The sequence below is a fragment of the Thalassomonas sp. RHCl1 genome, assembly GCF_947387555.1.
Lineage (GTDB): Bacteria > Pseudomonadota > Gammaproteobacteria > Enterobacterales > Alteromonadaceae > Thalassomonas.
Genome location: NZ_CANDNZ010000001.1, coordinates 18,388 through 40,317 on the forward strand (window position 1 = coordinate 18,388; position 21,930 = coordinate 40,317).

Consider the following 21,930-nt stretch of genomic DNA (forward strand, 5'->3'; position numbering starts at 1 on the left):
TGGTGGATATCTTATCAGATAGCGGAAAGCAATAAAGCGGGGCCTGAACCGGTTTTCCCCGCTTAGTGGTTTAGTGGTAATAAAGCTTAGCTGACTTTAAATTTCAGGCTCAGTTGATTCAAGGTGGAGGAAATGGTGCTGATTTCTTCGCTGGCGGCAGAGACCTGGCCGGCACTGGCAACATTTTCATAAGCCACCTGGCTGATGGTGCTGATATTCTGGCTGATTTCGGTGGAGACGGAGGATTGCTGCTCAACGGCGCTGGCAATGGCTTCGGCCATTTCCGTGATGGTGCCCATTTCGTCATTCATTTTATCCACCGAGCGTGCGGCGATATCCGTGTTGCCTATGGTCTGCTCGGCAATGGCGTGACTGGTGGCAATGGCATCGACCGCTTCTGAAGCCGCACTTTGCAGCTTAGAGATCATCGACTCGATATTTTGTGTGGACTCCTGGGTTTTTGAGGCCAGGGTACGCACTTCATCGGCAACCACGGCAAAGCCGCGGCCCTGCTCCCCGGCCCTTGCCGCTTCGATGGCGGCATTAAGTGCCAGTAAATTGGTTTGTTCGGCAATGCCGCGGATCACTTCCAGTACTAAGCCTATTTCCACGGAATTATCCGCCAGTCCCTGAATGACGGTGCTGGTTTGAATGATTTCATTATCCAGGTGGTTTAAATCCCGGATGGCCTGGTTCAATTTTTCCGACGCTTCTCCCGACTGACTCCGGGCACTGGCGGTTGAAGCGGCGACCGATGAGGTATTGCTGGCAACATCATGAATACTCATCGCCATTTGCTCTATGGCGGTGGCGATTTGCTCTATACTGCTTTGCTGTTCCTGCAGGGATTCGGTTGACTGCAGGCTTGAGGCACTGGTTTGCTGCGACAGGCTGGCCAGGTTAATACTGTTATGGACAATTTCACCGACCATATGTTTTAACTCCAGGGTCATTTTTTTCATCGCGCCATAGACACTGGCGTTTTCCCTGTTTTGCTCAAATGCTATCGTTAAATCGCCCCCTGAGATGGTTTCTGCGATCTGCCGCATTTCCTTAGGTTCGGCCGCCAGCGGACGTAAAATGGATTTTGACATTACCAGAGCCAGGGCTATGATGGCGATAATGGCGCTCAGCACGACAAAAAACAGGGTCCAGTAAAGCCGGTAAACCGGGGCAAAGGCTTCGGCAACATCAATTTCTGATAAAATTGCCCAGCGGGCGCCATAAATGTCCAGCGGGCTGTATGCCGACAGTACGGGATTACCGTTATAGTCGGTAATGACTTTATTGCCGGTCTCACCCTTGATGGCCAGTTGTGCTGCCTGGGTGTCTACGCCGTTGTTTTGGATGTCACCGGCGAAAGAGGCGGAGACCGAGTGGCCGTCTGGATCCAGGTAGGAGTCAGAGCGCATCAATAAATCACTGCCCACTAAATAACTTTCCCCGGTTGCTCCCATGCCTTCGCGCTGCTGCATTACCTGGTTGATACTGTCAATGGATAACTGCAGCGCCGCCACCAGTGTTTGTCCCGAGGAAGTGGTAAAGGGTAAGGCGATAAAGCCTGCCGGTGCGTTATTGCTGGGGGCGTAGCGGCTAAAGTCGGCCATAGCAAATTGTTTTGTGCTGCTCACCTGTTTAAACAGGCGCCCGAGCCCTGAGTCTCTATAGGCTCCCGAAACCAGGTTGGTCTGGTAGTCGGCTTCCCGGGTCACGGTATAGAAAATCTCGCCGGTGTGATCGATTAAAAACAGATCATAATAGCCATAAGTGTTGATAAAGCTTTCGAAGTAACCGTGATGGGCATGTGCGGAGTCGATCAGGGTTGCAGGGGATGTGCTGTCCAGCATCTTGTTAATGGCGCCGGGCAGCATCTCAATATTATTTTTACGCTCGGTAAAGTAGCTGGATATTTGTGATTTTTTTATTTCCCGTACCGAAACTAGCTGGGAAAAGGCCTGATCCGTCAGGGCTGAGCTGGCGGTATAGCAACTGATGATGCCCAGGGCTAAGGTTGGAATTAAGGCGATTAATAAAAAGGTGCTGGTTAACTTCTTTTTTAATTTCATTCTCTGATTTTATCCTTGACCCCACAAGGTGCTGATTTATAAGCCAAAGCCGGTTTGTTTGTTATGTTTTTACCGGCAGTCGTTAATCGCCCCAGGACAAGCAGGCTTTTAGTGGCCGGGCTTATCGCTTATCTGGCGTTAACAGTGAGTTTGGCTTGTTACCTTAGGGGAGTGAGTGAGGTTTTATTTTAATTGTTGAACTTTATCTTAAACCTTCCCTGGTAAAGCAGCGCCGAATTCTATGTGCTGGCAGAGAAAAGTCAACTGTTTGTCGTATCCGGAGCATAAGCAAATGAAAAGAAATAATCTGGAACTGAGAAATAAACCGCTCGGGTAAGGGAGGATTTTACAAGATAATCTTATATTTTTCAGAGAGGTGGCTGAATTTTATCTGTTTATGCCTGTTGTTTGGGCTTGTATAAGTTAGAATGTTCCGGTCTAAGTGGTTATTGCTTTTTAGATATTATTTTACAATGACTTAACATGTATTGTGTTTGGCTGGTGTTTAGTTGTGTGACTTTGGCCCGCCATGCATTGGCTAAGTGCAGAAGTAACCGCATTTGTTGCGTATCCGGTGAAGTGTCGGGTTATTTCTGCAGCCTGAATTATTCGCCAACAGGGGATGATGGTTAATCGGCTTTGACGACGCTTAAGCTGTCAAATCTCTGGTGCTTGCCGCAATGATAAATGTCCCGGCCATGGGTTCCCTTATTACGCTCGATATAGGTGACCAGGTATTTTCTTTCCTTATTAATTGTCAGGGAATAGGGACTCATGGTTATCCTTGCATGATAAATATGATCTCCGATATTAATTGCATTCATTTCAGACTCCTTTTATTTTTCTCTGACGCAAATAATTGAAATAATATGATCATCACTAATCAGGCGCCGAGCATAACAGCAAGGTGGTCAACAGAACATTACCGGCGATTACAGCTGCAGGTTTTTTCTCCGGAGTAAGGAGAAAAAATACCCTCAGGGCCAGCGCCAGACCTATAATTAATACCGGGTGATTTACTCGTGAGGCTAAAACGATGAGACTTTTCCCTGTGTTAATCTTAAGCCTGATGTTGGGCTTCCCCCTTGCCGGCAAAGAGTTGCTGATCGGTGTTGAAAATATCAATTATTATCCCATTTCCGCGATGCGTCATGGCCAATATGCGGGGTTTTCCCGGGATGTGCTGGATGCCTTTGCCGAGCGTTATGGCCATAACATTAGCTATAAAGCGTATCCGGTAAAAAGCCTGTTTGGCGCTTATCTGGCAGGCCAGGTGGATTTTAAATTTCCCGATAACAGTGGCTGGGCCCAGGAAATTAAACACAAAAAGAGCATTACCTACAGCCAGGCGGTATTGGAGTCGATTGATGGCGTGATGGTGTATCCCCATGCCCAGGGCCGCGGTTTAGGGGCCCTGAAAAGATTGGGGACTATAGTCGGTTTTACCCGTTTTGCCTACCTGGATGCGATAGCGGCCGGCAAGGTGAAACGGCATGAACATGAAAGTTTGGATGGCTTGATGCAACTGGTGAAGTCTAATTATGTTGACGGGGTTTATAGCAATATTTTCGTGACCCGTTATTTCCTGAGAAACTCATCTTACGGCGGGCAGTATATCGTTTTTGACAATACCCTGCCTTATGAGGTGACCGGCTATGCGCTGTCCAGTTTTAAGCATCCGGAGATCATCAAGCAGTTTGATGAATTTGTAATGAATAATGCCGAGCTGATCGGCGCCCTTAAAGTCAAATATGAACTTGAATAAGGTGCGGGAGCACCTTATTTATTCAGTACCTGGTTGTATTCTATGATTGTCACCGGGATATCAAGCTGGCGTTTCTGGCGGTAGACCTTAAACAGCAAACTGGTATTGGGCTTGGTTTCCGCTACGATATCCAGGGCATGGGTGATACTGTTGATTTGCTGCTCCCCTATCTGGTAGACGATATCCCCCGGCTGTAAGCCTGCCTTATAGGCGGGACTGCCCGGGGTGACCTGGTCTATGATAAAGCCCTTAAATTCATTAATATAGCGATTGGCAACCACCCCTAACCAGCCTCGGGTTACCCGGCCGTGAGAAATAATTTTCTCCATCACTTTTTTGGCCAGCTGATAGGGTACGGCAAAAAAGATCCCCTGGATATTGAGCTGGGGGTTGGAGAACTGGCGGGAATTGATGCCTACCAGGTCGCCGTTGCTGTTGATTAACGCGCCGCCGGAGTTGCCTTCATTGATTGCAGCATCCATCTGTAAAAACTCCAGGTAACTGGTATTGCTCAGGCCGTTACGGCCGGTAGCGCTGATAATGCCCTGGGTTACCGTTTGACCTAAGTTTAAAGGGTTGCCTATGGCCAGGACGACATCGCCGGCAAGGGATTTTAAATCTGATTTTTGCGGGATCACCGGCAGGTTGACCGCTTCCACTTTTAATACCGCCAAATCGGTATAGATATCATACCCGATAAGTTCGGCAGCAAATTGCTGGCCGTTTTGCAGCCAGACGGAGATTAAATTGGCATTTTGTACTACATGGAAGTTGGTCAGGATATAACCCTGGCTGTCCATGATCACCCCGGAGCCCAAACGGACATTACTGGTGGGGTATTCGCCATAATTCGGGGCGCTCTGGATATCCCGGGTGTAAATGTTCACTACCGCCGGACCGGCCAGGCTAACGGCTTTTGCATAGGAAAGTGCCGCCGGCTGGTTGCTTTGCTCGGGGATGATTTTCCATAACGCCAGGGTATTGTTTCTAAGCTCAGGAATCAGCAGCAACAGGACTACGGCAAGCATGACACCATAACTTGCAGAGCGGATGACATATTGTAAAAAAGCGATGATTTGCAAAAGGGTTAGGTTATTTGGCTATTTTTCATTAGCCTACCACAGTTTAGTCTTGTCGATAAAGTTTACCGGGAGATTGCGGCTAATTATTATGCCGGCTGGAATGGGTTGGGGTCGGCTCGATCAGGGTAAAGGTTCTTTTGTTAAACTGTGTTTACTCAATACCTTCTTGATAATGCGGTCAATTTCGCCATTTTTCTTCATGTTCTCCAATATCCGGTTGAACTCCTTGAGGTGTTTTGTCAATCCGGATGTCTTGGATAAAGCGAAATAACCTAAGGTTCCCTCGAAGTAGAAGGGGGATTTTTTGATGTATTGGCTAAGGCTGTTTTGTAACAGGTAGTAGTCTGAATAGACATCGACACTTAGGAAAGCATCGATTCTTTTTTTCATCAGCAGCCCCGACAGCTGGGCGGTATTAACGGCTGCAAATTTTGAAATTTTCGTGTCCTGGTCAAACCTTGGGTTGTTCTTATGACCTAAGGTGACCCCTATGGTGTATTGCTGTAAATCCTGATATTGCTCGATGGTGGAGGGATTTGCCTTTAATGTGTAAAAGACTTTATTGGCGGCATAATAGCTGGGTTCTATGTAGTGCATATACAGTTGCCGGTCCCGGGTTTTTTGTAAAGAGCCGAGCATATCGAGTTCGCCGTTTTCCATCATGCGCAGGCAACGTTTAAAGGGGCAGGGGACGAACTTCAGCTCCAGCGCTAATGTGTCTGCCATCACACGGACCACTTCTATATCGATACCGCTGATGTTGCCTGTTTCCACTATGGTGAAGGGGGGCCAGGAGTCAATGCCGAAATGAATCGTTTTGTTCTCTGCTTTTGAGGCAAATGCACTTATGGCTAATGGCAGGGCAATGAGTAGTATGTTCCAGGGGGGAATGCTGAATATTCGGACAAGTAAAGAATACATCATACGACCTGCTAAAGCTTTTGTTGTTATCTATCGGCGGTGCCAAAGATTTACGGGGTACTGTTGATGGCATTAAAAGAAAGCCGTTTTTGAAAGTATAGACGGTTCAAGGCCGTTGCCTGTTTTGACGGGAGGAGTGAAATAGCGGAGAAGATAAGTTTGACTTTTTCTTGCCGTTAGCGCGCCATTTGTACTTGCTTGTGGACGGTTTTGTTAACGGGTGTTAAAAGAAAGGCCCTTTCGGGCCTTTCGTTGGTAAACAGGAAAGGTGAACTTTAGCGTATCATCAGATACAGCTGGCTGTTGCCGCGAATAACATTCAGCGCCATTACCCCTTTCGGTTTTTTCAGGTAATTGCGCAGTTCGGCAATATTCTTGATGCGCTTACGGTTAATGCCGTTAATGATATCGCCTGATTTTAACCCGATTATCTGGGCCGGGCTGTTGTCGGCGAGATCTTTTACCAGGACACCGTTACCTTCACTGTTGTTTTCCAGCTCGGCACCCTCCAGCATTCTGTGGATGCTGGCGGCTTCAACATTGGCGGTATCCGACTTTTTCAGTGTCACGGTAAAATCTTTTTCATCACCGTCACCGCGGATCACGGTAATTTCTACGTCTTTACCGGCGCCGATAGAGCCTATTTTTCCTTTTAATTCCTGGAAGGTTTTTACCGTCTTGCCGTTAACCTTAGTGATGACGTCACCCGCCCTGATGCCGGCTTCTTCGGCGGCAGAGCCGGCAACGACCTGCTCAACAAAGCCCCCCTGGTTGGTTTCCAGCTCCATCGCCTTGGCAATATCGCCGTTGACGCTGCGACCGGTTACCCCGAGAATGCCGCGGCGCACTTCGCCAAATTCAATGATCTGTTTGGCCAGGTTATTCATCATATTGCTGGGAATAGCGAAGCCGATGCCGACATTACCGCCGTTCGGGCCTATGATAGCGGTATTGATGCCGATCAGTTCACCCCTGAGGTTGACCAGGGCGCCGCCTGAGTTACCGCTGTTGATGGCAGCATCGGTCTGGATAAAGTCCTCGTAATTTTCGATATTCAAACCGCTGCGGCCCAGGGCACTGACGATACCCGAGGTCACGGTTTGTCCTAAGCCAAAGGGGTTACCGATAGCCACGGTAAAATCACCGATGCGCAGATTGTCGGAGTCTGCCAGTTTGATTTCGGTGAGATCTTCGGCCTCAATTTGTAAAATGGCAATATCGCTTGCCTTGTCTGAGCCTAGTTTTTTCGCTTCTATCTGGCGGCCGTCTTTTAGTGTCACGACGATTTCATCGGCTTCGTCCACCACATGGTTGTTGGTGACGACATAACCCTTATCTGAGTCAATAATAACCCCTGAGCCCAAAGCCCTGAACGGGCGTTCTTGCGGCTGGCTGCGGCGCGGATTGCCGAAGAAAAATTTAAAGGCGTCGGGTACTCTTTGCTCGATTTCATGGGTCCCTTTGACTGAAATGCTAACGACCGCGGGGGTTGCCTGCTCCAGCATCGGGGCGAGAGATGGCATGGTTTGACCGCCGACGGCTAAAGGTAAATTGGCATAAGCAGGTGCGCTTGAAAGGGCAAGGGTGCCTGAGAATAATGCTGCGCTGACTAAAATTGACAGTTTTTTCATACTTAAGATCTATCCTTCAAAGAATTTAACATTTTTAACTCATCAAATGAGTGACCCAATTATTGACCGAGCATAAAAGCGTTAGTTCGAAATTCCCTAGTCGGCATTTGTAACACTTTGTTTCTTGTCGTCAAAAAGACCGCTTGGGTTGCCGGAATAATCCAGGGGGGCTTCGGTAATAACTTCTTCGCTTTTCTCTTCCCGTTTTTGATGGCGCAGGTTTGCGGTTTGCGCCAGCTGCTCCTGGGTTTCTTTGGAGAAAAACGGCATAGCTTCTTTTTCCGTCGGGGTCGCCTGCCGCAGCAATTTGGTACTTTCTTCCATTTGCTTCATGGCCGTCTGGCAGGTGGCATGCATTTGTTCCAGCAATTTGCTGGAATTGTCGAGATGTTCGGCGACATCGTTTTTATATTGGGTTAGCGCTTCTTCATTTTGATTTACCTGCTCGGCAAGCTTTTGATTTTCTTTATTGGATTTTGAAAAAGTTTTACCGATAAAAAAACCGCCTAAAGCGCCGACCAAAAGTGAGATCAATCCTGTTATTAGAGTCATGCTGTGTTACCTTCGATTGTATTCGTGGAGAAAATTGGTGAAAATATAAGTTCAATATACCGCTTCTACGTTAGCTATAAAACTGAATATGCTCTTAAATTTTATTTTTTCAAGCCGATGCCGCCAAAGGGTGATGAAATGACCGGCCTTTCACCGTTAGAAAAGTATCAAAGGGATCTGCAGCGGGATGACTTTCAATACGACGCCGCCCAGGAAAATGCCGTCAAACATTTGCAGCGTTTATATGAAGATCTGCAAAACAGGCCCTTGCCGGTAAAAGGCTTTAAAAAGGTGCTTAACCGCTGGAAGAAAATCTACGGTAAACAGGATAATACCCAGATCAAAGGCCTGTATTTCTGGGGGGGCGTCGGCCGGGGGAAAACCTATCTGGTGGATACCTTTTATGACTGTTTGCCGTTTGAAAATAAAATGCGGGTGCATTTTCACCGTTTTATGCACAGGGTACATCAGGAATTAAAGCAGCACACAGGGCAGTCGGATCCGCTGAAAATCATTGCCGACCGCTTTGCCAGTGAGGTGTGCATTATCTGTTTTGATGAATTTTTTGTCTCCGATATTACCGATGCCATGATCCTCGGGGCGTTATTTGAAGAGCTGTTTGCCCGTAAGGTCACCCTGGTGGCGACCTCGAATATTATTCCGGATGAGCTTTATCGCAACGGCTTGCAGCGGGCGCGTTTCTTACCCGCCATTGCCCTGATCAACCAGCATACCGAAGTGGTGAATGTCGACAGCGGGGTGGATTACCGGTTAAGAACCCTGGAGCAGGCGGAAATCTACCATTTCCCGCTTGATGCTCAGGCCGAGGAAAACTTAAACCGCTACTTTGAGCAGCTCTCCTGCGAACCGGGGGAAAAAGGGGCGGCAATAGAAGTGAATAACCGCTTACTTGAGACAGTTCAGGCTTCTGATGGCGTGGTGCACTTTGAATTTTCTCAGTTATGTGAAACTGCCCGCAGTCAGACGGATTACATGGAAATCAGCCGCATGTACCATACCGTGCTGCTGGGCAATGTCACGCAAATGGGACCGGAACATGACGACAGCGCCCGGCGCTTTATTGCCCTGGTGGACGAGTTTTATGAGCGTAATGTTAAACTTATCATGTCGGGGGAAGTGGCGCTGGAAAACTTATATCGCGACGGGCGCCTCAGTTTTGAATTTAAACGCTGCTTAAGCCGTTTGCAGGAAATGCAGTCCCATGATTACCTGGCAAAAGAGCATTTGCCTTAAGGGCAAATAGCTCACCGCAGCGGTGCGATTTTTATCCAAAAATGGCATTTTTTAGTTATTTTATAAAAAATGCCATTTGAATGAAAATTATACGTGATCTTTTACCTCATCTCCTTTATAATCCTGCGCCTCCCTACGTTACAATTACCTGAAAAGGTAACAGACCGAGGCTACTCGAAGGGGTAACACCGGGTCTAACTGAACCGATGATCTATGGATTGTCATTGATGTAACATTTTAATATTGGGTTTTTTTAATGAAAACTTTTGTAGCAAAACCAGAAAGCGTACAACGCGAATGGTTTGTAGTGGACGCCGAAGGTAAAACTTTAGGTCGTATCGCTACTGAAATTGCAAGCCGTTTACGTGGTAAGCATAAGCCAGAATACACTCCTCATGTTGATACCGGCGACTACGTTGTTGTTGTTAATGCTGAGAAAGTAAAAGTAACTGGTAACAAAGCGAAAGGTAAAATTTACTACTCGCACACTGAATTCCCAGGTGGTCTTAAGCAAATCAGCTTTGAAAAGCTGATCGAAAAAGCCCCTGAGCGTGCTCTTGAGTTCGCTGTTAAAGGCATGTTACCTAAAGGTCCTTTAGGCCGTGACATGTACCGTAAACTAAAAGTGTATGCTGGTCCTGAGCACAAGCATGCTGCACAACAACCACAAGTTTGGGAGCTGTAAGCAATGGCTGATAATCAATATTACGGTACTGGTCGTCGCAAGAGCTCAACTGCTCGTGTGTTCATGAAAGCTGGTAACGGTACCATCACAATTAACAAGCGTGACATTTCTGAGTACTTCGGTCGTGAAACGGCTCGTATGGTTGTTCGTCAGCCATTAGAGTTAGTTGAAATGTTAGAGAAATTCAACTTCAACATCACAGTATCTGGTGGTGGTATTTCCGGTCAAGCCGGTGCTATCCGTCACGGTATCACTCGTGCATTGATGGAGTACGACGAGTCTTTCCGCAGTGATCTGCGTAAAGCCGGTTTCGTTACCCGTGATGCTCGTAAAGTTGAACGTAAGAAAGTTGGTTTACACAAAGCACGTAAACGTCCACAATTCTCAAAACGTTAATATTTACGTTATGTATTGCAAAAAGCCGGCTTATGCCGGCTTTTTTTATACATGGAAGTATTTATCCTGCGCCTGTGTGGATGCAGAAGAGCAGGGTTTATACATGGAAGTATTTCAGCTTATTTGTTCCAGACATAAGCTAAGTATCTGCATCCATGCAGGTAATCTTGCGCTCATATGGATATGAAGGAGTAAGGTTTATGCTCAGGAAAAACAGTATGACATAAGCGTATGATTGCAAAACAGTGGCTAAAAAATGTCTTGTTGGCTTATCTTTGTTATGGTGATTTTGCTTTGATCTATAGCAATAAAACAGGCATCTTGTGCAGATTTTTTTAGAAATTCGGCTAAATCCTTAAGCCGCTAAAAACATTAATCCATCGTGTTTTTCTTAATCAATCCCCCCTCAGTAACATTTCTACATAAATTTTCATATTAACGCCTTTCAGAGGCGGAATTACCTTGTAAAAAATGGGTCATTTCTTTATGATCGTAAAAATTTTTTTGTCGCGAGTTTTTCAGGCAATATCAAGGGGTTTCTGCTTAATAACTGAGCAATGATTCCCGGTGCTGTCTGGATATTATTTTAAGTGGAGATTTTGAATGAGCAATGCGCCTGTGAATAACGGCCGTCGACGCTTTTTAACCGCTGCTACTTCGGTAGTCGGTGGTGTCGGCGCTGTCGGTGTGGCTGTGCCTTTCATTGCTTCCTGGAACCCCAGTGCCAAGGCGAAAGCTGCCGGTGCTCCAGTAGAAGTGAATGTTGGTAAGATAGAACCCGGTCAGCTGATCCGTGCTGAGTGGCGTGGTAAGCCGGTTTATGTTGTCCGTCGTACCGAAAAGACTGTCAGCGAACTGAGCAATCACGAAGACCAATTACGTGATCCTTCCTCAGAAGAGCCGCAACAGCCTGCATATGCAACCAATACGCACCGTTCAATCAAGCCGGAATTTCTGGTGGCTTTAGGTGTTTGTACTCACTTAGGTTGTGCTCCAACTTACCACAAAGGCGACTTTGGCGAGCAGGTTGAAGGGGTTAGCGACGGTTTCTTCTGTCCTTGTCACGGTTCTAAATTTGATATGGCCGGCCGGGTTTTCCAGGGCGTTCCTGCACCGCTTAACTTAGTGGTTCCTGAGCACTCGTTTATTGATGACGATACCTTGCTAGTAGGTGTCGGACAAGGAGAAGCCTAATGTTTGCAAATTTCATGGCTTGGATTGACAAGCGTTTGCCTTTGACTGACGCAATGAACAAGCATGCGGCTCAGTATCCGGCGCCGAAAAACTTTAACTTCTGGTATGTATTCGGTATTTTAGCCAGTGTTGTTTTAGTAAACCAGTTGTTAACCGGTATCTGGTTAACCATGAACTACGAGCCGTCCGGCGACGGTGCTTTTGCTTCCATTGAATACATCATGCGTGATGTCGATTACGGCTGGTTGCTGCGTTATATGCACTCCACCGGGGCCTCTGCCTTCTTTGTTGTGGTTTATCTGCATATGTTCCGCGGTATGATGTACGGCTCTTACCAGAAGCCACGCGAATTGCTGTGGATCTTCGGTATGCTGATCTTCCTGGTACTGATGGCCGAAGCTTTCATGGGTTACCTGCTTCCTTGGGGTAACATGTCTTACTGGGGCGCACAGGTTATCATCTCGTTGTTTGGTGCCATTCCGGTGATTGGTGAAGATCTGACTATCTGGATCAAGGGTGACTATGTTATCTCCGGTGCTACCCTGAACCGTTTCTTCGCTTTACACGTTATTGCCTTACCTCTGGTACTGGTAGTACTGGTATTCTTACACATTCTTGCTTTGCATGAAGTGGGCTCTAACAACCCTGAAGGTACCGACATCAAGAAACCTAAAGGCAGCGTTAAGCCGGAAGATCAAAGCAAGTTCAAGTTCCACGAGCAATACACCAAGAAATACGACATCGTCGATGCGATTCCTTTCCACCCTTATTACACGGTGAAAGATTTAGTGGCGGTAGTGGTCTTTTTGATCCTCTTCTGCTGGGTGATGTTCTTTGCTCCGGAAGGCGGCGGTTACTTCATCGAAGCGCCAAACTTCGAACCGGCCAACGGTTTGAAAACGCCTGAGCATATTGCCCCGGTTTGGTACTTTGGTCCTTTCTACACCATCTTACGTGTGGTTCCGGATAAGTTATTCGGTATGATTGCCATGTTTGCCGCCATCTTCATGTTATTCATGTTGCCTTGGTTCGACCGCGGCACGGTGAAATCGATTAAATACCGTTGCACAGCCCACACCCTTAACCTGCTTCAGTTCGCTGTTTGCTTTATCGTACTGGGTATTTTGGGAACCATGCCGGCGTCTGAGACGGCAAACTTAATCGGCCGTATCGCCAGTTTAGGTTATTTTGGCTTCTTTATTGCCTTGTGGTTCTACAGCAATAACGAGAAAACTAAGCCGGTTCCAGAGAGGGTATCAGGATAATGAAAAAGTTTATTTTAGTACTATTGGCAGCTTTGCCTGGTCTGGCGCTAGCGGCAGGCCCGAGCATTCCATTAGACAAAGCCGGTAACGATTTAACCGATAAAGAGTCGCTTAAGCGTGGTTTTGAAACCTATGTTAACTACTGTTTAGGCTGTCACCAGCTGCAATACCAGCGTTATAACCGTACTTTCGCCGATCTGGGTATCGATGAAAAAGAAGGTATCGCCAAGTATATGTATACCGGTGAAAAGGTCGGTGACCATATTACCAATACCATGCCGGCTAAAGATGCCGCCAAATGGTTTGGTAGCGCGCCACCGGATCTGACTTTGGAAGCCCGTTTAAGAAGTCCTGACTGGATTTATACTTATTTACGTTCTTTCTACGCCGATCCGAATCGTCCGTTTGGCGTGAACAACACAGTATTTAAAGATGTCGGTATGCCGCATGTATTGCAGGGCTTACAAGGCGTAAGTACTTTAGATGAAAACGGTAATCTTTCTGAAGCAAGTGGTGGTTCTTTAACCGCTGAAGAATATGATACCTTGGTACGTGATTTGACCAACTTCCTGGAATATGTCGGCGAGCCGAATAAACTGGAACGTAAAAATCTCGGTTATTGGGTCATTGGCTTCTTATTCATTTTACTTATATTCTCTTATTTACTTAAGCGGGAATATTGGAAAGATGTGCACTAATTGTTAGTGTAAAAACAAGAATAACCTAGATCTTATCCTTGGGGGCTTAATGCCCCCATTGTTAGTTTTTAATTATAAAGAAAATTGGAGGCATTATATGGCCATAGCTGCGAACAAACGCTCTGTTATGACGTTATATTCACATGCAGATGATATGTACAGTCATCAATCACGTATTGTATTGGCAGAAAAAGGCGTAGGTGTCGATATTCATCTGGTGGAACCAGGCAACTTACCTGAAGATTTAATCGATTTAAATCCTTACGGTACCGTACCGACCCTAATCGATCGTGAGCTGGCTTTATACGAAGCGAAAATTATTATCGAATACCTGGATGAGCGCTTCCCGCATCCGCCATTAATGCCGGTTTATCCTGTATCTCGCGGCCGCAGCCGTTTAATGATGCACCGTATTGAAAGTGACTGGTACAGCCTGGCGAAAATTATCCTGAATGGTCCTGCCGATAAAGCGGCAAAAGCCCGTCAGGAGTTAAAAGAAAGCCTGTTAAGCATAGCGCCGGTATTAAATGAAACGCCGTATTTCATGAGCGAAGAATTCAGCCTGGTTGACTGTTACCTGGCACCGCTGTTGTGGCGTTTACCGGTATTCGGTATCGAGCTGGCCGGTCAGGGCGCTAAAGAGCTGAAAACCTACATGTTAAGATTATTTGAACGTGAATCGTTCCAGGCGTCGTTAACCGAAGCCGAGCGTGAATTACGTTTTGGTCACCCTGCATAATGCCTGCTTCAATGACTTCGAATAAGCCTTATATCGTTAAGGCTTTTTATGACTGGATTTCTGATAACCAGCTGACGCCCTACATCGTTGTCGATGTCAGTGTTTATGGCGTGCTGGTGCCTATGTCATATGTCAATGACGGCCAGATAGTACTCAATGTTTCCGGTTCGGCGGTTGGCTCTATTGCCCTGGGCAGTGAAGCGATCGAATTCAGTGCCCGCTTTGGCGGTAAACTGGAGCATCTGTGCGTGCCTTACGGCGCCATAGCGGCAATATATGCCAAAGAAAACGGCGCCGGTACCTCATTGCCTATTGAGCACCCTGAGGCGGTAGAAGAAAGCCCTGCAGCGGCAGATAAGCCTGTAGCAAGCCAGGGTAATGATGAACCCGGGCTCAGTGCGGTGAGCTCTGCTGACGAGCACCAGGTAGAGCAGAGTAAGCCTGCCTCTGCTGCCAAAGGCAAGCCCAGCCTGAAAGTTGTGAAGTAATTTCTAATTACCAGACATAAATCCTGCTCTTGTGCATCCTTGCACCCGCAGGATTGCCTGTATGGATATAGGTACTAAGCTTTTGTCTGGAACTAACAAGCTGATATACATCCGTGTACAAAAAAAGCAAGCCCGGCTTGCTTTTTTTATGTCTGGTTTTTAGGCGGCTATTGAGCTTTAAAGTATTCTACAGCCTTTATATCCCGGTCTGAATGACCTTACTGATATTCAAATGCCTTGAGCACCCGGTTAACGCCGCCTATGTTGCGGGCAATCTCTACCGCCATATTAGCCTGGGACTGGCTGACAAGTCCCATTAAGAAGACCTCGGCATTTTCCGTCACTACCTTGATATTACCGGACTTGATTTTTTCATCGGCAAAAAGTGCGGTTTTTACTTTAGAGGTCAGCCAGAGATCATTGGTGCGGGTGGTGATGGAAGTGACATTGCCGATACGGATCTGGTTATGCACTTTGACCACGCCCTCAATATTGTTTAAGGTCTTAATGGCTAAATCCCTGAGGTAGGTATTGGGACTTTGGCCGACGATCAATACCGAGCCGTTGACACTTACCACCTGCAGATTGGTGTTTTCGGTTAATCCTTGCTGCTTTTTAAAGCTGGCATAGGCATCAAGCTCGATCACCTGGTCATCAATCTGGTTGCCGATAGAGCGTTTATCATTGGCGACCTGGGCGGTGCCGGCAACACCGACCACGGCAGCGGCAACACAACCTTGCAGCAGGGCGGCAGCTAAAACAGTGAGGGCTAAACGTTTAAAGGCCATTTATAACTCCTATTGGGGAAATAAGGTGGTATCGATGATTTCACATAAACAGTGGATCACTAATAAGTGCACTTCCTGGATACGTGCGGTACGCGATGAAGGTACCCGGATTTCAACATCGTTTTCCCCCAACAAACCGGCGATATCGCCGCCGTCATTGCCGGTCAAGGCGATAATCGGCATATCCCGTTTTACCGCGGTTTCGATTGCCGTGATGACGTTACGTGAGTTGCCGCTGGTGGAAATGGCCAGCAGTACATCGCCGTTATTACCAAGGGCATTGATTTGCTTGGAAAAGACTTCGTCATAGCTGTAGTCGTTGGCAATAGAGGTTAAGGTGGAGCTGTCCGTGGTCAGGGCAATGGCCGGCAGGCTGGGGCGCTCGGTTTCATAGCGGTTAAGCAACTCTGAAGAAAAATGCTGGGCATCGCCGGCAGAGCCGCCGTTACCGCAGGATAATATTTTATTGCCGTTTAACAGGCACTGCACCATCACCATGCCTGCCTGCTCTATTGAAGCGGAAATGGCTTCACTGGCGGCGATTTTGGTTTGAATACTTTCGGTAAAATTACTTTTGATCCGTTCTAACATAGGAAAACGAGACTCCATTAAAAGGCATTTTTCAGCCAGGTTATTTGTGGTCGCTCTATACTGCCCTGCAAGGTCACCACATCAAATCGACATGGGGTATTATATGCATTTAACCCGGCTTGTTGCAGGTAAAATTCGGCGGTTTGTCTGATTTTTTTCTGTTTGCTTGCCGATACCGCCGCCAGTGCACCGCCAAAAGTGGGGTGTTTGCGGTATTTGACTTCGACAAACACCAGCACCTGTTGTTCCCGCATAAGCAAATCTATCTCGCCGGTTTTCGCCGAGAAGTTTTTCCCGATCAGGGTCAGTCCCTGTTCCAGCAGGTAGTTGGCGGCAAGCGTTTCCGTTTGCCGCCCTGTTTCTCGGGTGGTTGAGCCCCGGGTATTGAAGCCCGGGCTATTTGGCGGCTTAGTCCATGGCAATTTCCTGGACCTTATCTTTGCGGTAACGCCCCCAGATCAGGCTGCGGGTGAGGATATTGTTGGTATTAAGTTTTAGTACTCCGGTCTGGCCAAAATGCCTGACAAAGGGGTTTTCCTGCATCGCCGCGATTTTGGCGGCCAGGGCAAAACTGTCATAGCCCATGGCAAAGATACGTTGCAGGCCGTCGCTGCGCCGTGGCCATAATTGCTGGCTCATTTGCGCCAGCTGTTTATTTTGCTGCTTGGAGTCTAACAGCCAGGGCATTTCCGAGAAGGTCAAGCCGGTTAAATCCCGGGTATCGCTGCGGTCGTTTAACGCGCTGTGGCTGCGGGAGCTGGCATAGACAGGGATCACCTCGGCAAAGGGGCTGATATTGACATCGATATAGGGTTTTAACAGCTTAGTTTGCTTGGGGGAGCCCACCAGGTAAATCATATCGACATCGCGGCGGTTGCGGGTCTCAGTTTTCAGGGTTTGTTTGACCCGGCGTTTTAGATCTTTGATCCTGGCTTTGCTTAAACCGACATCCAGGCTGGCGGTCAGATCCGTCTGCATTTTTTTCCCTTGCTCAAACGGCACGACTTCCGGGCTGGTGCCGGTCATTTTTAGCCATTGATCGGCAAAGGCCTTGGCAATACGGCTGCTGACCTTATCCTGGTGGCTCAATACCACAGGATATTGATAGTTGCGGCGCGCCAGGCTGCTGGCGGCCTGTATCGCTTCGTCTTCCGGACGCATGGATAAGGCCACCTGATGAGGCTTAAGGGCCTGATCATCCGGGACGTTAAGCAGCAGGGTCGGCACCTGTAATTCTTCCTGCGCCAGGTAGGCCTGAACATTAGGTTTTAACAACGGGCCGATGACAAAATCTATCGCCTGTTCGTTAAAGGTTAACACCAGGGCAGACATATCCAGGGCATTGGTATCGATAAAATGCAGGGAAACGGCATCATGGTTTTGATAAGCAGATAACAAGCCTTGCTGGGCGGCATTGCCGGCTGCGGCCTGGTTGCCGGACAGGGGTAATAACACGGCAATATTTTCAATCGTTTTGTTGTCGCGCTCGGCGGTTTTCAGGCTATCGATAATGGCAACGGCGGGATGTTCGGAAAACTTGCGCTGCCACTGGCTTAAATAGCGGTTAAACTGCGCCGGGTTGTCGCCGAACTGGAAAGCGAACTTCAACAATTGTTGCCAGCCCTTGATATAGGGAGGATTGAGTTGAGCTAACTGATCAAGTTGCCATTGCGACAGGGCGCTTAAGCTTTGCCACAGGGCGAAAACATCGTCATTTGAGGCAAAGTCATCGATGACAAAGGCCCTTAGGGCTGCATCGGCAGCATCTACCGCCAGCTCACGGCTGTGTTGCACCTTGGCAAGTTGCTGATAATAAGCCAGCTGGTGGCTGAGCTGATGCTCCTTGCTCAGGGTATCGGCCAGGGTCAATTGCTCCAGCGCCAGTTGATGATATCCCAAAGCCTGTAAATTAGTGGCCTTGCTGACAAACAAGCGATACTGCTCATCAAGCTTGCCGATATTGGTAATGCCGCCCTCTGTGGTGACCAGTAAAGGGGTGATCTGGTTTGCCAGCCACAGTGCTTTGCGGTGCTTTCCTTCGCCGCTTAATAATTCTGCTGCCGTTACCATTAACGGGATGGCCTGTGCGGCATCAAGCCCTTTGGCCAGGTCAAGATAGTCCTGGGCGTTTTGCGGTGTTTTAGTTGTCTGGTTAACCGGAGTGACTGCTTTTGCCGGTTTTTTTGTCGGGCTAACCGTTTTCTGGGTGGCGCAATTACTGAGCAATAGGCTGATAATTACTGCGGCTAAAGCCGATTTACATTGTTGTTGGAATTTATATTGCTTCACCAGTGAGAAATCCGTGCGTTTTAGTATGGGTTTATAATAAACTTCATCTTCTTTTGTAACAACACAAGTAAGCTTTTATGACACAAACCCAAGTTGATGCCTCAACCTTGTATATCGTTGCTACCCCGATAGGTAATTTAGGTGATATCAGCCAGAGGGCTTTAGATATACTGACTCAGGTTGATGTCATTGCCTGCGAAGATACCCGCCATACCCAGAGATTGTTATCGGCATTTTCGATAAAAAATAACACCATGTCGATGCATGATCACAACGAAAGGCAGCGTCAGGAGCAAATAGCGGCGTTATTGCAGGAAGGGAAAAGCATTGCTTTGGTGTCCGATGCCGGTACGCCTTTAATCAGCGATCCCGGATTTCACCTGGTGCGTCACTGCCGTCAGCTGGGATTAAATGTCACCCCGGTGCCCGGCGCCTGTGCCGCCATCACCGCATTATCCTGTGCCGGATTGCCTACCGACCGTTTTACCTTCGAAGGGTTTTTACCGTCCAAGTCAGGCGCCCGGCAGGCAAAGCTGGCAGAGCTGCTTAACGAGCCAAGAACTATGGTGTTTTACGATGCGCCAAGAAGGGCGATTGATACCATAGCTGATGTGGCTTCAGTACTCGGTGGTGATCGTTATGTGGTGATTGCCAGGGAGCTGACCAAAACTTTTGAAACCATACATTCAGATACCGCAGAGCGTCTTTTGAACTGGCTGCAGGAAGATCCTAACCAGCTTAAGGGGGAAATGGTGCTGATTATCGAAGGACATAAGGTGGATCCCGAGGCCATATCCCCGCAAATCATCGAGACTTTAAAATTGCTGCTGGAAGAATTGCCGCCGAAAAAAGCTTGTGCGATAGCGGCAAAAATACACGGGGTGAAAAAAAATGCCCTTTATGATCTGGCTTTATCATTTAAAGCGGATTAACCACAGGGCATAAATCCCGGCAGTCCCTTGGCGAGGTGATTAAAAGCTATACTTGGATCACTTAACTGGGGGGCATTGTTTTGCTGGCTCGCATATATTTTCTATTATTCCCGTCCTCGGTGCTGACTCTCTCCCTGTTCATATGCTTACTTGTTAATGAAAGGGCTCTGGCGAAAAACTTTCCTGCCGGGCAAGAAAATGAGCTTACCAAGACCTTGTCTTTTTCTGCTCCCATGGAAGCCTTTGAGTTTACCGAGACCCTTAACCTGATTATGCAGGCATATAAGCAGGTCGGATACCGGGTGAAAATAGTTCCCATGCCGGCAAAGCGGGCAATGCACGAGGCCGTCCATAGCGACTGGGTAGATGGTGTTCTCGGCAGAGTTGAGTTGGCAGGTAAAGCACTGAGTAACTATACCCGTATATCCGTGCCGATCGGTAAGCTGGAGATTTTTGCCTATTACCGACAAGACTCATCTGCGAAACTGGCGGATATTGGCAGTTGGTCGGCATTATCCCCGCACAAGGTGGCCACTTTGCGCGGTTTTCTTATCGCTTCACATAATTTAACCAAGCATAAGGTTGACTTTCAGCAGGTGACTTACGCCAGGCAGGCGTTTGAAATGCTGATACGCCATCATGTCGACTTGGTTGTTTTGCCCCGGCAAATGGCGGAGCATGTGTTGAAAAGTGGCGAGTTTGGCGAGGTGAGACAATCGCCCACTTATCTGGAGCAGGAATTATTATATCACTACCTGCATCAAAAACATGACGCCCTGGTACCGGTGTTAACCCTTCATTTTTCAAGGTTATTTCCCCAATACGCCCCTTCTGTCAGCCGCTAGCAGCCGGTAAAAACAGATTTACATTTGGCTCGGAAGCGAACTTGAGGTAGAATGCGCCCCGAGTTGGCCAGACAATCGCTGCTTTATCCTCTGCTTTCGGGTAGGGAGATAAAGGGGAGGAAAGTCCGGGCTCCAACGAGCAGGGTGCCAGGTAACGCCTGGGGGGCGCAAGCCCACGACAAGTGCAGCAGAGAGAAGACCGCCGATGGCTGGCAACAGCACAGGTAAGGGTGAAAGGGTGCGGTAAGAGCGCACCGGGCGGCTGGTAACAGTTCGCAGCAGGGTAAACTCCACCCGGAGCAAGACCAAATAGGGTTTCATATGGCGTGGCTCGCGTTGAAACCGGGTAGGTTGCTTGAGCCTTAGAGCGATTTAAGGCCTAGACGAATGATTGTCCACGACAAAACCCGGCTTATCGGCCAACTCAATAGTTTTACAGAAAAGCCGCTACTGACGAGTAGCGGCTTTTTTGTGCCCGGTGAAAACTTATTCTTAATAAAAATCAGAAAGTCCCCTCCGCTCAAACCAGACCTGGCGGCTTATCGGCCAACTCAATAGTTTTACAGAAAAACCGCTACTGACGAGTAGTGGTTTTTTTGTGCCCGGTGAAAACTTATTCTCAATAAAAATCAGAAAGTCCCCTACTGACGAGTAGCGGCTTTTTTGTGACCGTTAGAAAAGAAACTTTTCTCATTTCAAACTTACTTCGGCTGCCTATAGGTCAATTTATACATTTAAGAATGTTTTTATCTTGTTGATATTGCTGCCTATATTATTAGTCACACTTCAGTCACAGTTTGTTCCTCAATATTCATCATAATTCACTTCTTTTTCATTCTTTTGCTCATCTTTTCCATTAAGTTTGAGCCATCAAACACAATAACTGACTTAAATGGAAAATAATCATGAATATAAAATCTATTGCATATCGTTTGATGCAGGTCCTCTATCTTGTGCCCCTTTTGCTGTTATCGGGAGCGGGTAATACTGCGGTTGCTGAGGAGGCTAATTTTGTTATCGGAAAAGGTAAGGGCAAAGTACTTGTTATTGTCTCAAGTGATCGCCATGGCTTTTGGCTGCCTGAGGTGTTGGAGCCTTATCAGTTATTGGCGCAGGCCGGGTATCAGATTGATGTAGCCAGTCCTGAAGGAGGCCAGGGCAAAGCCAGTGGTGAATTTCGGTTGTCGAATAAGCAAAAGCAATGGTTTGAGCAATCGAAATTGAAGTTACAGCTTAAGCATTCAATGCCGTTAGCTGAGATTAATCCGCAGTCTTATGTGGCCGTGTATTTTGCCGGTGGGGCCGGGCCTATGTTTGATTTGCCAGATAATGTACTTGCACAGCAGATCACCCGCGATATTTATGAAGCTGGCGGCATTGTTGCTGCCGATTGCCATGGCCCGGCAGCCTTGATTAACGTTATATTGTCAAATGGGAAGCGTTTGATCTCAGGAAAAAAAATAACAGCCAAGGCCAACATCGAGGAAGGGCGCTGGGCGCGGAATAACTATCCTTTCTTGCTGGAAGATAAAATTAAGGAGCTGGGAGGACACTACCTGGCATCAGGTAAAAATCAGCAGCATGTTGTTGTTGATGGCCGTTTAATTACCGGGCAAAACCCGGCATCAGCAATCCCTATGGCAGAAAGCTTGATTGAGCAATTGTCCAGCCAAGGCTTTTAAGCATTAGGGCATACGGCTGTTCCGTTTTAAAGAGCAACAGCCATTTTAAAGGTCCGGATTTTCCGTG

The 21,930-nt window shown here is 47.6% G+C and carries 22 protein-coding genes and 1 other RNA gene; 13 read left to right on the top strand and 10 right to left on the bottom strand.

What is annotated here, in order from left to right; translation table 11 throughout:
- Positions 1 to 86: 86 nt before the first annotated feature.
- Complete coding sequence (locus QL234_RS00055; protein WP_281555840.1) at positions 87 to 2,066, bottom strand: methyl-accepting chemotaxis protein; 1,980 nt, start codon at positions 2,064 to 2,066, stop codon at positions 87 to 89.
- A 629-nt stretch (positions 2,067 to 2,695) separates the two neighbouring features.
- Positions 2,696 to 2,890, bottom strand: a complete 195-nt coding sequence (locus QL234_RS00060; protein WP_281555841.1) for a hypothetical protein — start codon at positions 2,888 to 2,890, stop codon at positions 2,696 to 2,698.
- Positions 2,891 to 3,102: 212 nt separating this feature from the next.
- On the opposite strand from QL234_RS00060, the gene QL234_RS00065 reads away from it, so the two are divergent.
- Entirely contained in the window at positions 3,103 to 3,831 is a 729-nt protein-coding gene (locus QL234_RS00065; RefSeq protein WP_281555842.1) for a transporter substrate-binding domain-containing protein, read from the top strand.
- Between the two features lie 14 nt (positions 3,832 to 3,845).
- Here QL234_RS00065 and QL234_RS00070 read toward each other — a convergent pair whose 3' ends face one another.
- The 4 genes from QL234_RS00070 to QL234_RS00085 form a co-directional block, all read right to left on the bottom strand.
- Positions 3,846 to 4,859 carry a trypsin-like peptidase domain-containing protein gene (locus QL234_RS00070; RefSeq protein ID WP_281555843.1) on the bottom strand — a complete coding sequence of 338 codons (1,014 nt, stop codon included), beginning with the start codon at positions 4,857 to 4,859 and terminating at the stop codon, positions 3,846 to 3,848.
- A gap of 174 nt (positions 4,860 to 5,033) precedes the next feature.
- The gene (locus QL234_RS00075) at positions 5,034 to 5,837 is read right to left on the bottom strand and encodes a transporter substrate-binding domain-containing protein (RefSeq protein ID WP_281555844.1); all 804 of its coding nucleotides are present in this window, start codon (positions 5,835 to 5,837) and stop codon (positions 5,034 to 5,036) included.
- A 272-nt stretch (positions 5,838 to 6,109) separates the two neighbouring features.
- Entirely contained in the window at positions 6,110 to 7,465 is a 1,356-nt protein-coding gene (locus QL234_RS00080; protein WP_281555845.1) for a Do family serine endopeptidase, read from the bottom strand.
- Positions 7,466 to 7,561: 96 nt separating this feature from the next.
- On the bottom strand, positions 7,562 to 8,017 hold the full coding sequence (locus QL234_RS00085; RefSeq protein ID WP_281555846.1) for a DUF1043 family protein: 456 nt from the start codon (positions 8,015 to 8,017) through the stop codon (positions 7,562 to 7,564).
- A 138-nt stretch (positions 8,018 to 8,155) separates the two neighbouring features.
- Between QL234_RS00085 and zapE the strand changes: the two genes are divergently transcribed.
- The 8 genes from zapE (at position 8,156) to QL234_RS00125 (ending at position 14,736) form a co-directional block, all read left to right on the top strand.
- Entirely contained in the window at positions 8,156 to 9,271 is a 1,116-nt protein-coding gene (gene zapE, locus QL234_RS00090) for a cell division protein ZapE (RefSeq protein ID WP_281555847.1), read from the top strand.
- Between the two features lie 256 nt (positions 9,272 to 9,527).
- Positions 9,528 to 9,956: a 50S ribosomal protein L13 gene (rplM, locus tag QL234_RS00095; protein ID WP_044836058.1), complete on the top strand. Its 429-nt coding sequence runs from the start codon at positions 9,528 to 9,530 to the stop codon at positions 9,954 to 9,956.
- A 3-nt stretch (positions 9,957 to 9,959) separates the two neighbouring features.
- Complete coding sequence (gene rpsI, locus QL234_RS00100) at positions 9,960 to 10,352, top strand: 30S ribosomal protein S9 (protein WP_044836057.1); 393 nt, start codon at positions 9,960 to 9,962, stop codon at positions 10,350 to 10,352.
- Between the two features lie 603 nt (positions 10,353 to 10,955).
- Entirely contained in the window at positions 10,956 to 11,546 is a 591-nt protein-coding gene (petA, locus tag QL234_RS00105; protein ID WP_044836380.1) for a ubiquinol-cytochrome c reductase iron-sulfur subunit, read from the top strand.
- Positions 11,546 to 12,811 (top strand): cytochrome bc complex cytochrome b subunit, encoded by a 1,266-nt coding sequence (locus QL234_RS00110; protein WP_044836381.1) that lies wholly within the window; start codon positions 11,546 to 11,548, stop codon positions 12,809 to 12,811. Before petA ends, QL234_RS00110 begins: the two co-directional genes overlap by 1 nt.
- Entirely contained in the window at positions 12,811 to 13,509 is a 699-nt protein-coding gene (locus QL234_RS00115) for a cytochrome c1 (protein ID WP_281555848.1), read from the top strand. Before QL234_RS00110 ends, QL234_RS00115 begins: the two co-directional genes overlap by 1 nt.
- Before the next feature lie 97 nt (positions 13,510 to 13,606).
- Entirely contained in the window at positions 13,607 to 14,248 is a 642-nt protein-coding gene (sspA, locus tag QL234_RS00120; RefSeq protein ID WP_281555849.1) for a stringent starvation protein SspA, read from the top strand.
- 11 nt (positions 14,249 to 14,259) lie between these two features.
- Entirely contained in the window at positions 14,260 to 14,736 is a 477-nt protein-coding gene (locus QL234_RS00125; RefSeq protein ID WP_281555850.1) for a ClpXP protease specificity-enhancing factor, read from the top strand.
- A gap of 218 nt (positions 14,737 to 14,954) precedes the next feature.
- Here the strand turns inward: QL234_RS00125 and dolP are convergent, their stop codons facing one another.
- From dolP to QL234_RS00145, 4 genes are read right to left on the bottom strand one after another with little or no spacing between them, the layout of a single operon-like run.
- The gene (gene dolP, locus QL234_RS00130; protein ID WP_281555851.1) at positions 14,955 to 15,524 is read right to left on the bottom strand and encodes a division/outer membrane stress-associated lipid-binding lipoprotein; all 570 of its coding nucleotides are present in this window, start codon (positions 15,522 to 15,524) and stop codon (positions 14,955 to 14,957) included.
- A gap of 9 nt (positions 15,525 to 15,533) precedes the next feature.
- Entirely contained in the window at positions 15,534 to 16,115 is a 582-nt protein-coding gene (locus QL234_RS00135; RefSeq protein ID WP_044835975.1) for a phosphoheptose isomerase, read from the bottom strand.
- 17 nt (positions 16,116 to 16,132) lie between these two features.
- Positions 16,133 to 16,537: a YraN family protein gene (locus QL234_RS00140; protein ID WP_281555852.1), complete on the bottom strand. Its 405-nt coding sequence runs from the start codon at positions 16,535 to 16,537 to the stop codon at positions 16,133 to 16,135.
- On the bottom strand, positions 16,524 to 18,404 hold the full coding sequence (locus tag QL234_RS00145) for a penicillin-binding protein activator (RefSeq protein WP_281555853.1): 1,881 nt from the start codon (positions 18,402 to 18,404) through the stop codon (positions 16,524 to 16,526). Before QL234_RS00145 ends, QL234_RS00140 begins: the two co-directional genes overlap by 14 nt.
- Before the next feature lie 77 nt (positions 18,405 to 18,481).
- Here QL234_RS00145 and rsmI point away from each other — a divergent pair, with 77 nt between their 5' ends.
- The 4 genes from rsmI to QL234_RS00165 all read left to right on the top strand — a co-directional run bounded on the left by rsmI (position 18,482) and on the right by QL234_RS00165 (position 21,863).
- Entirely contained in the window at positions 18,482 to 19,336 is an 855-nt protein-coding gene (rsmI, locus tag QL234_RS00150) for a 16S rRNA (cytidine(1402)-2'-O)-methyltransferase (RefSeq protein ID WP_281555854.1), read from the top strand.
- A 215-nt stretch (positions 19,337 to 19,551) separates the two neighbouring features.
- Positions 19,552 to 20,181 (top strand): hypothetical protein, encoded by a 630-nt coding sequence (locus tag QL234_RS00155; protein WP_281555855.1) that lies wholly within the window; start codon positions 19,552 to 19,554, stop codon positions 20,179 to 20,181.
- A 59-nt stretch (positions 20,182 to 20,240) separates the two neighbouring features.
- Positions 20,241 to 20,612, top strand: an RNA gene (rnpB, locus tag QL234_RS00160) — RNase P RNA component class A.
- A gap of 474 nt (positions 20,613 to 21,086) precedes the next feature.
- Positions 21,087 to 21,863 (top strand): type 1 glutamine amidotransferase domain-containing protein, encoded by a 777-nt coding sequence (locus tag QL234_RS00165; RefSeq protein ID WP_281555856.1) that lies wholly within the window; start codon positions 21,087 to 21,089, stop codon positions 21,861 to 21,863.
- Positions 21,864 to 21,930 lie beyond the last annotated feature (67 nt).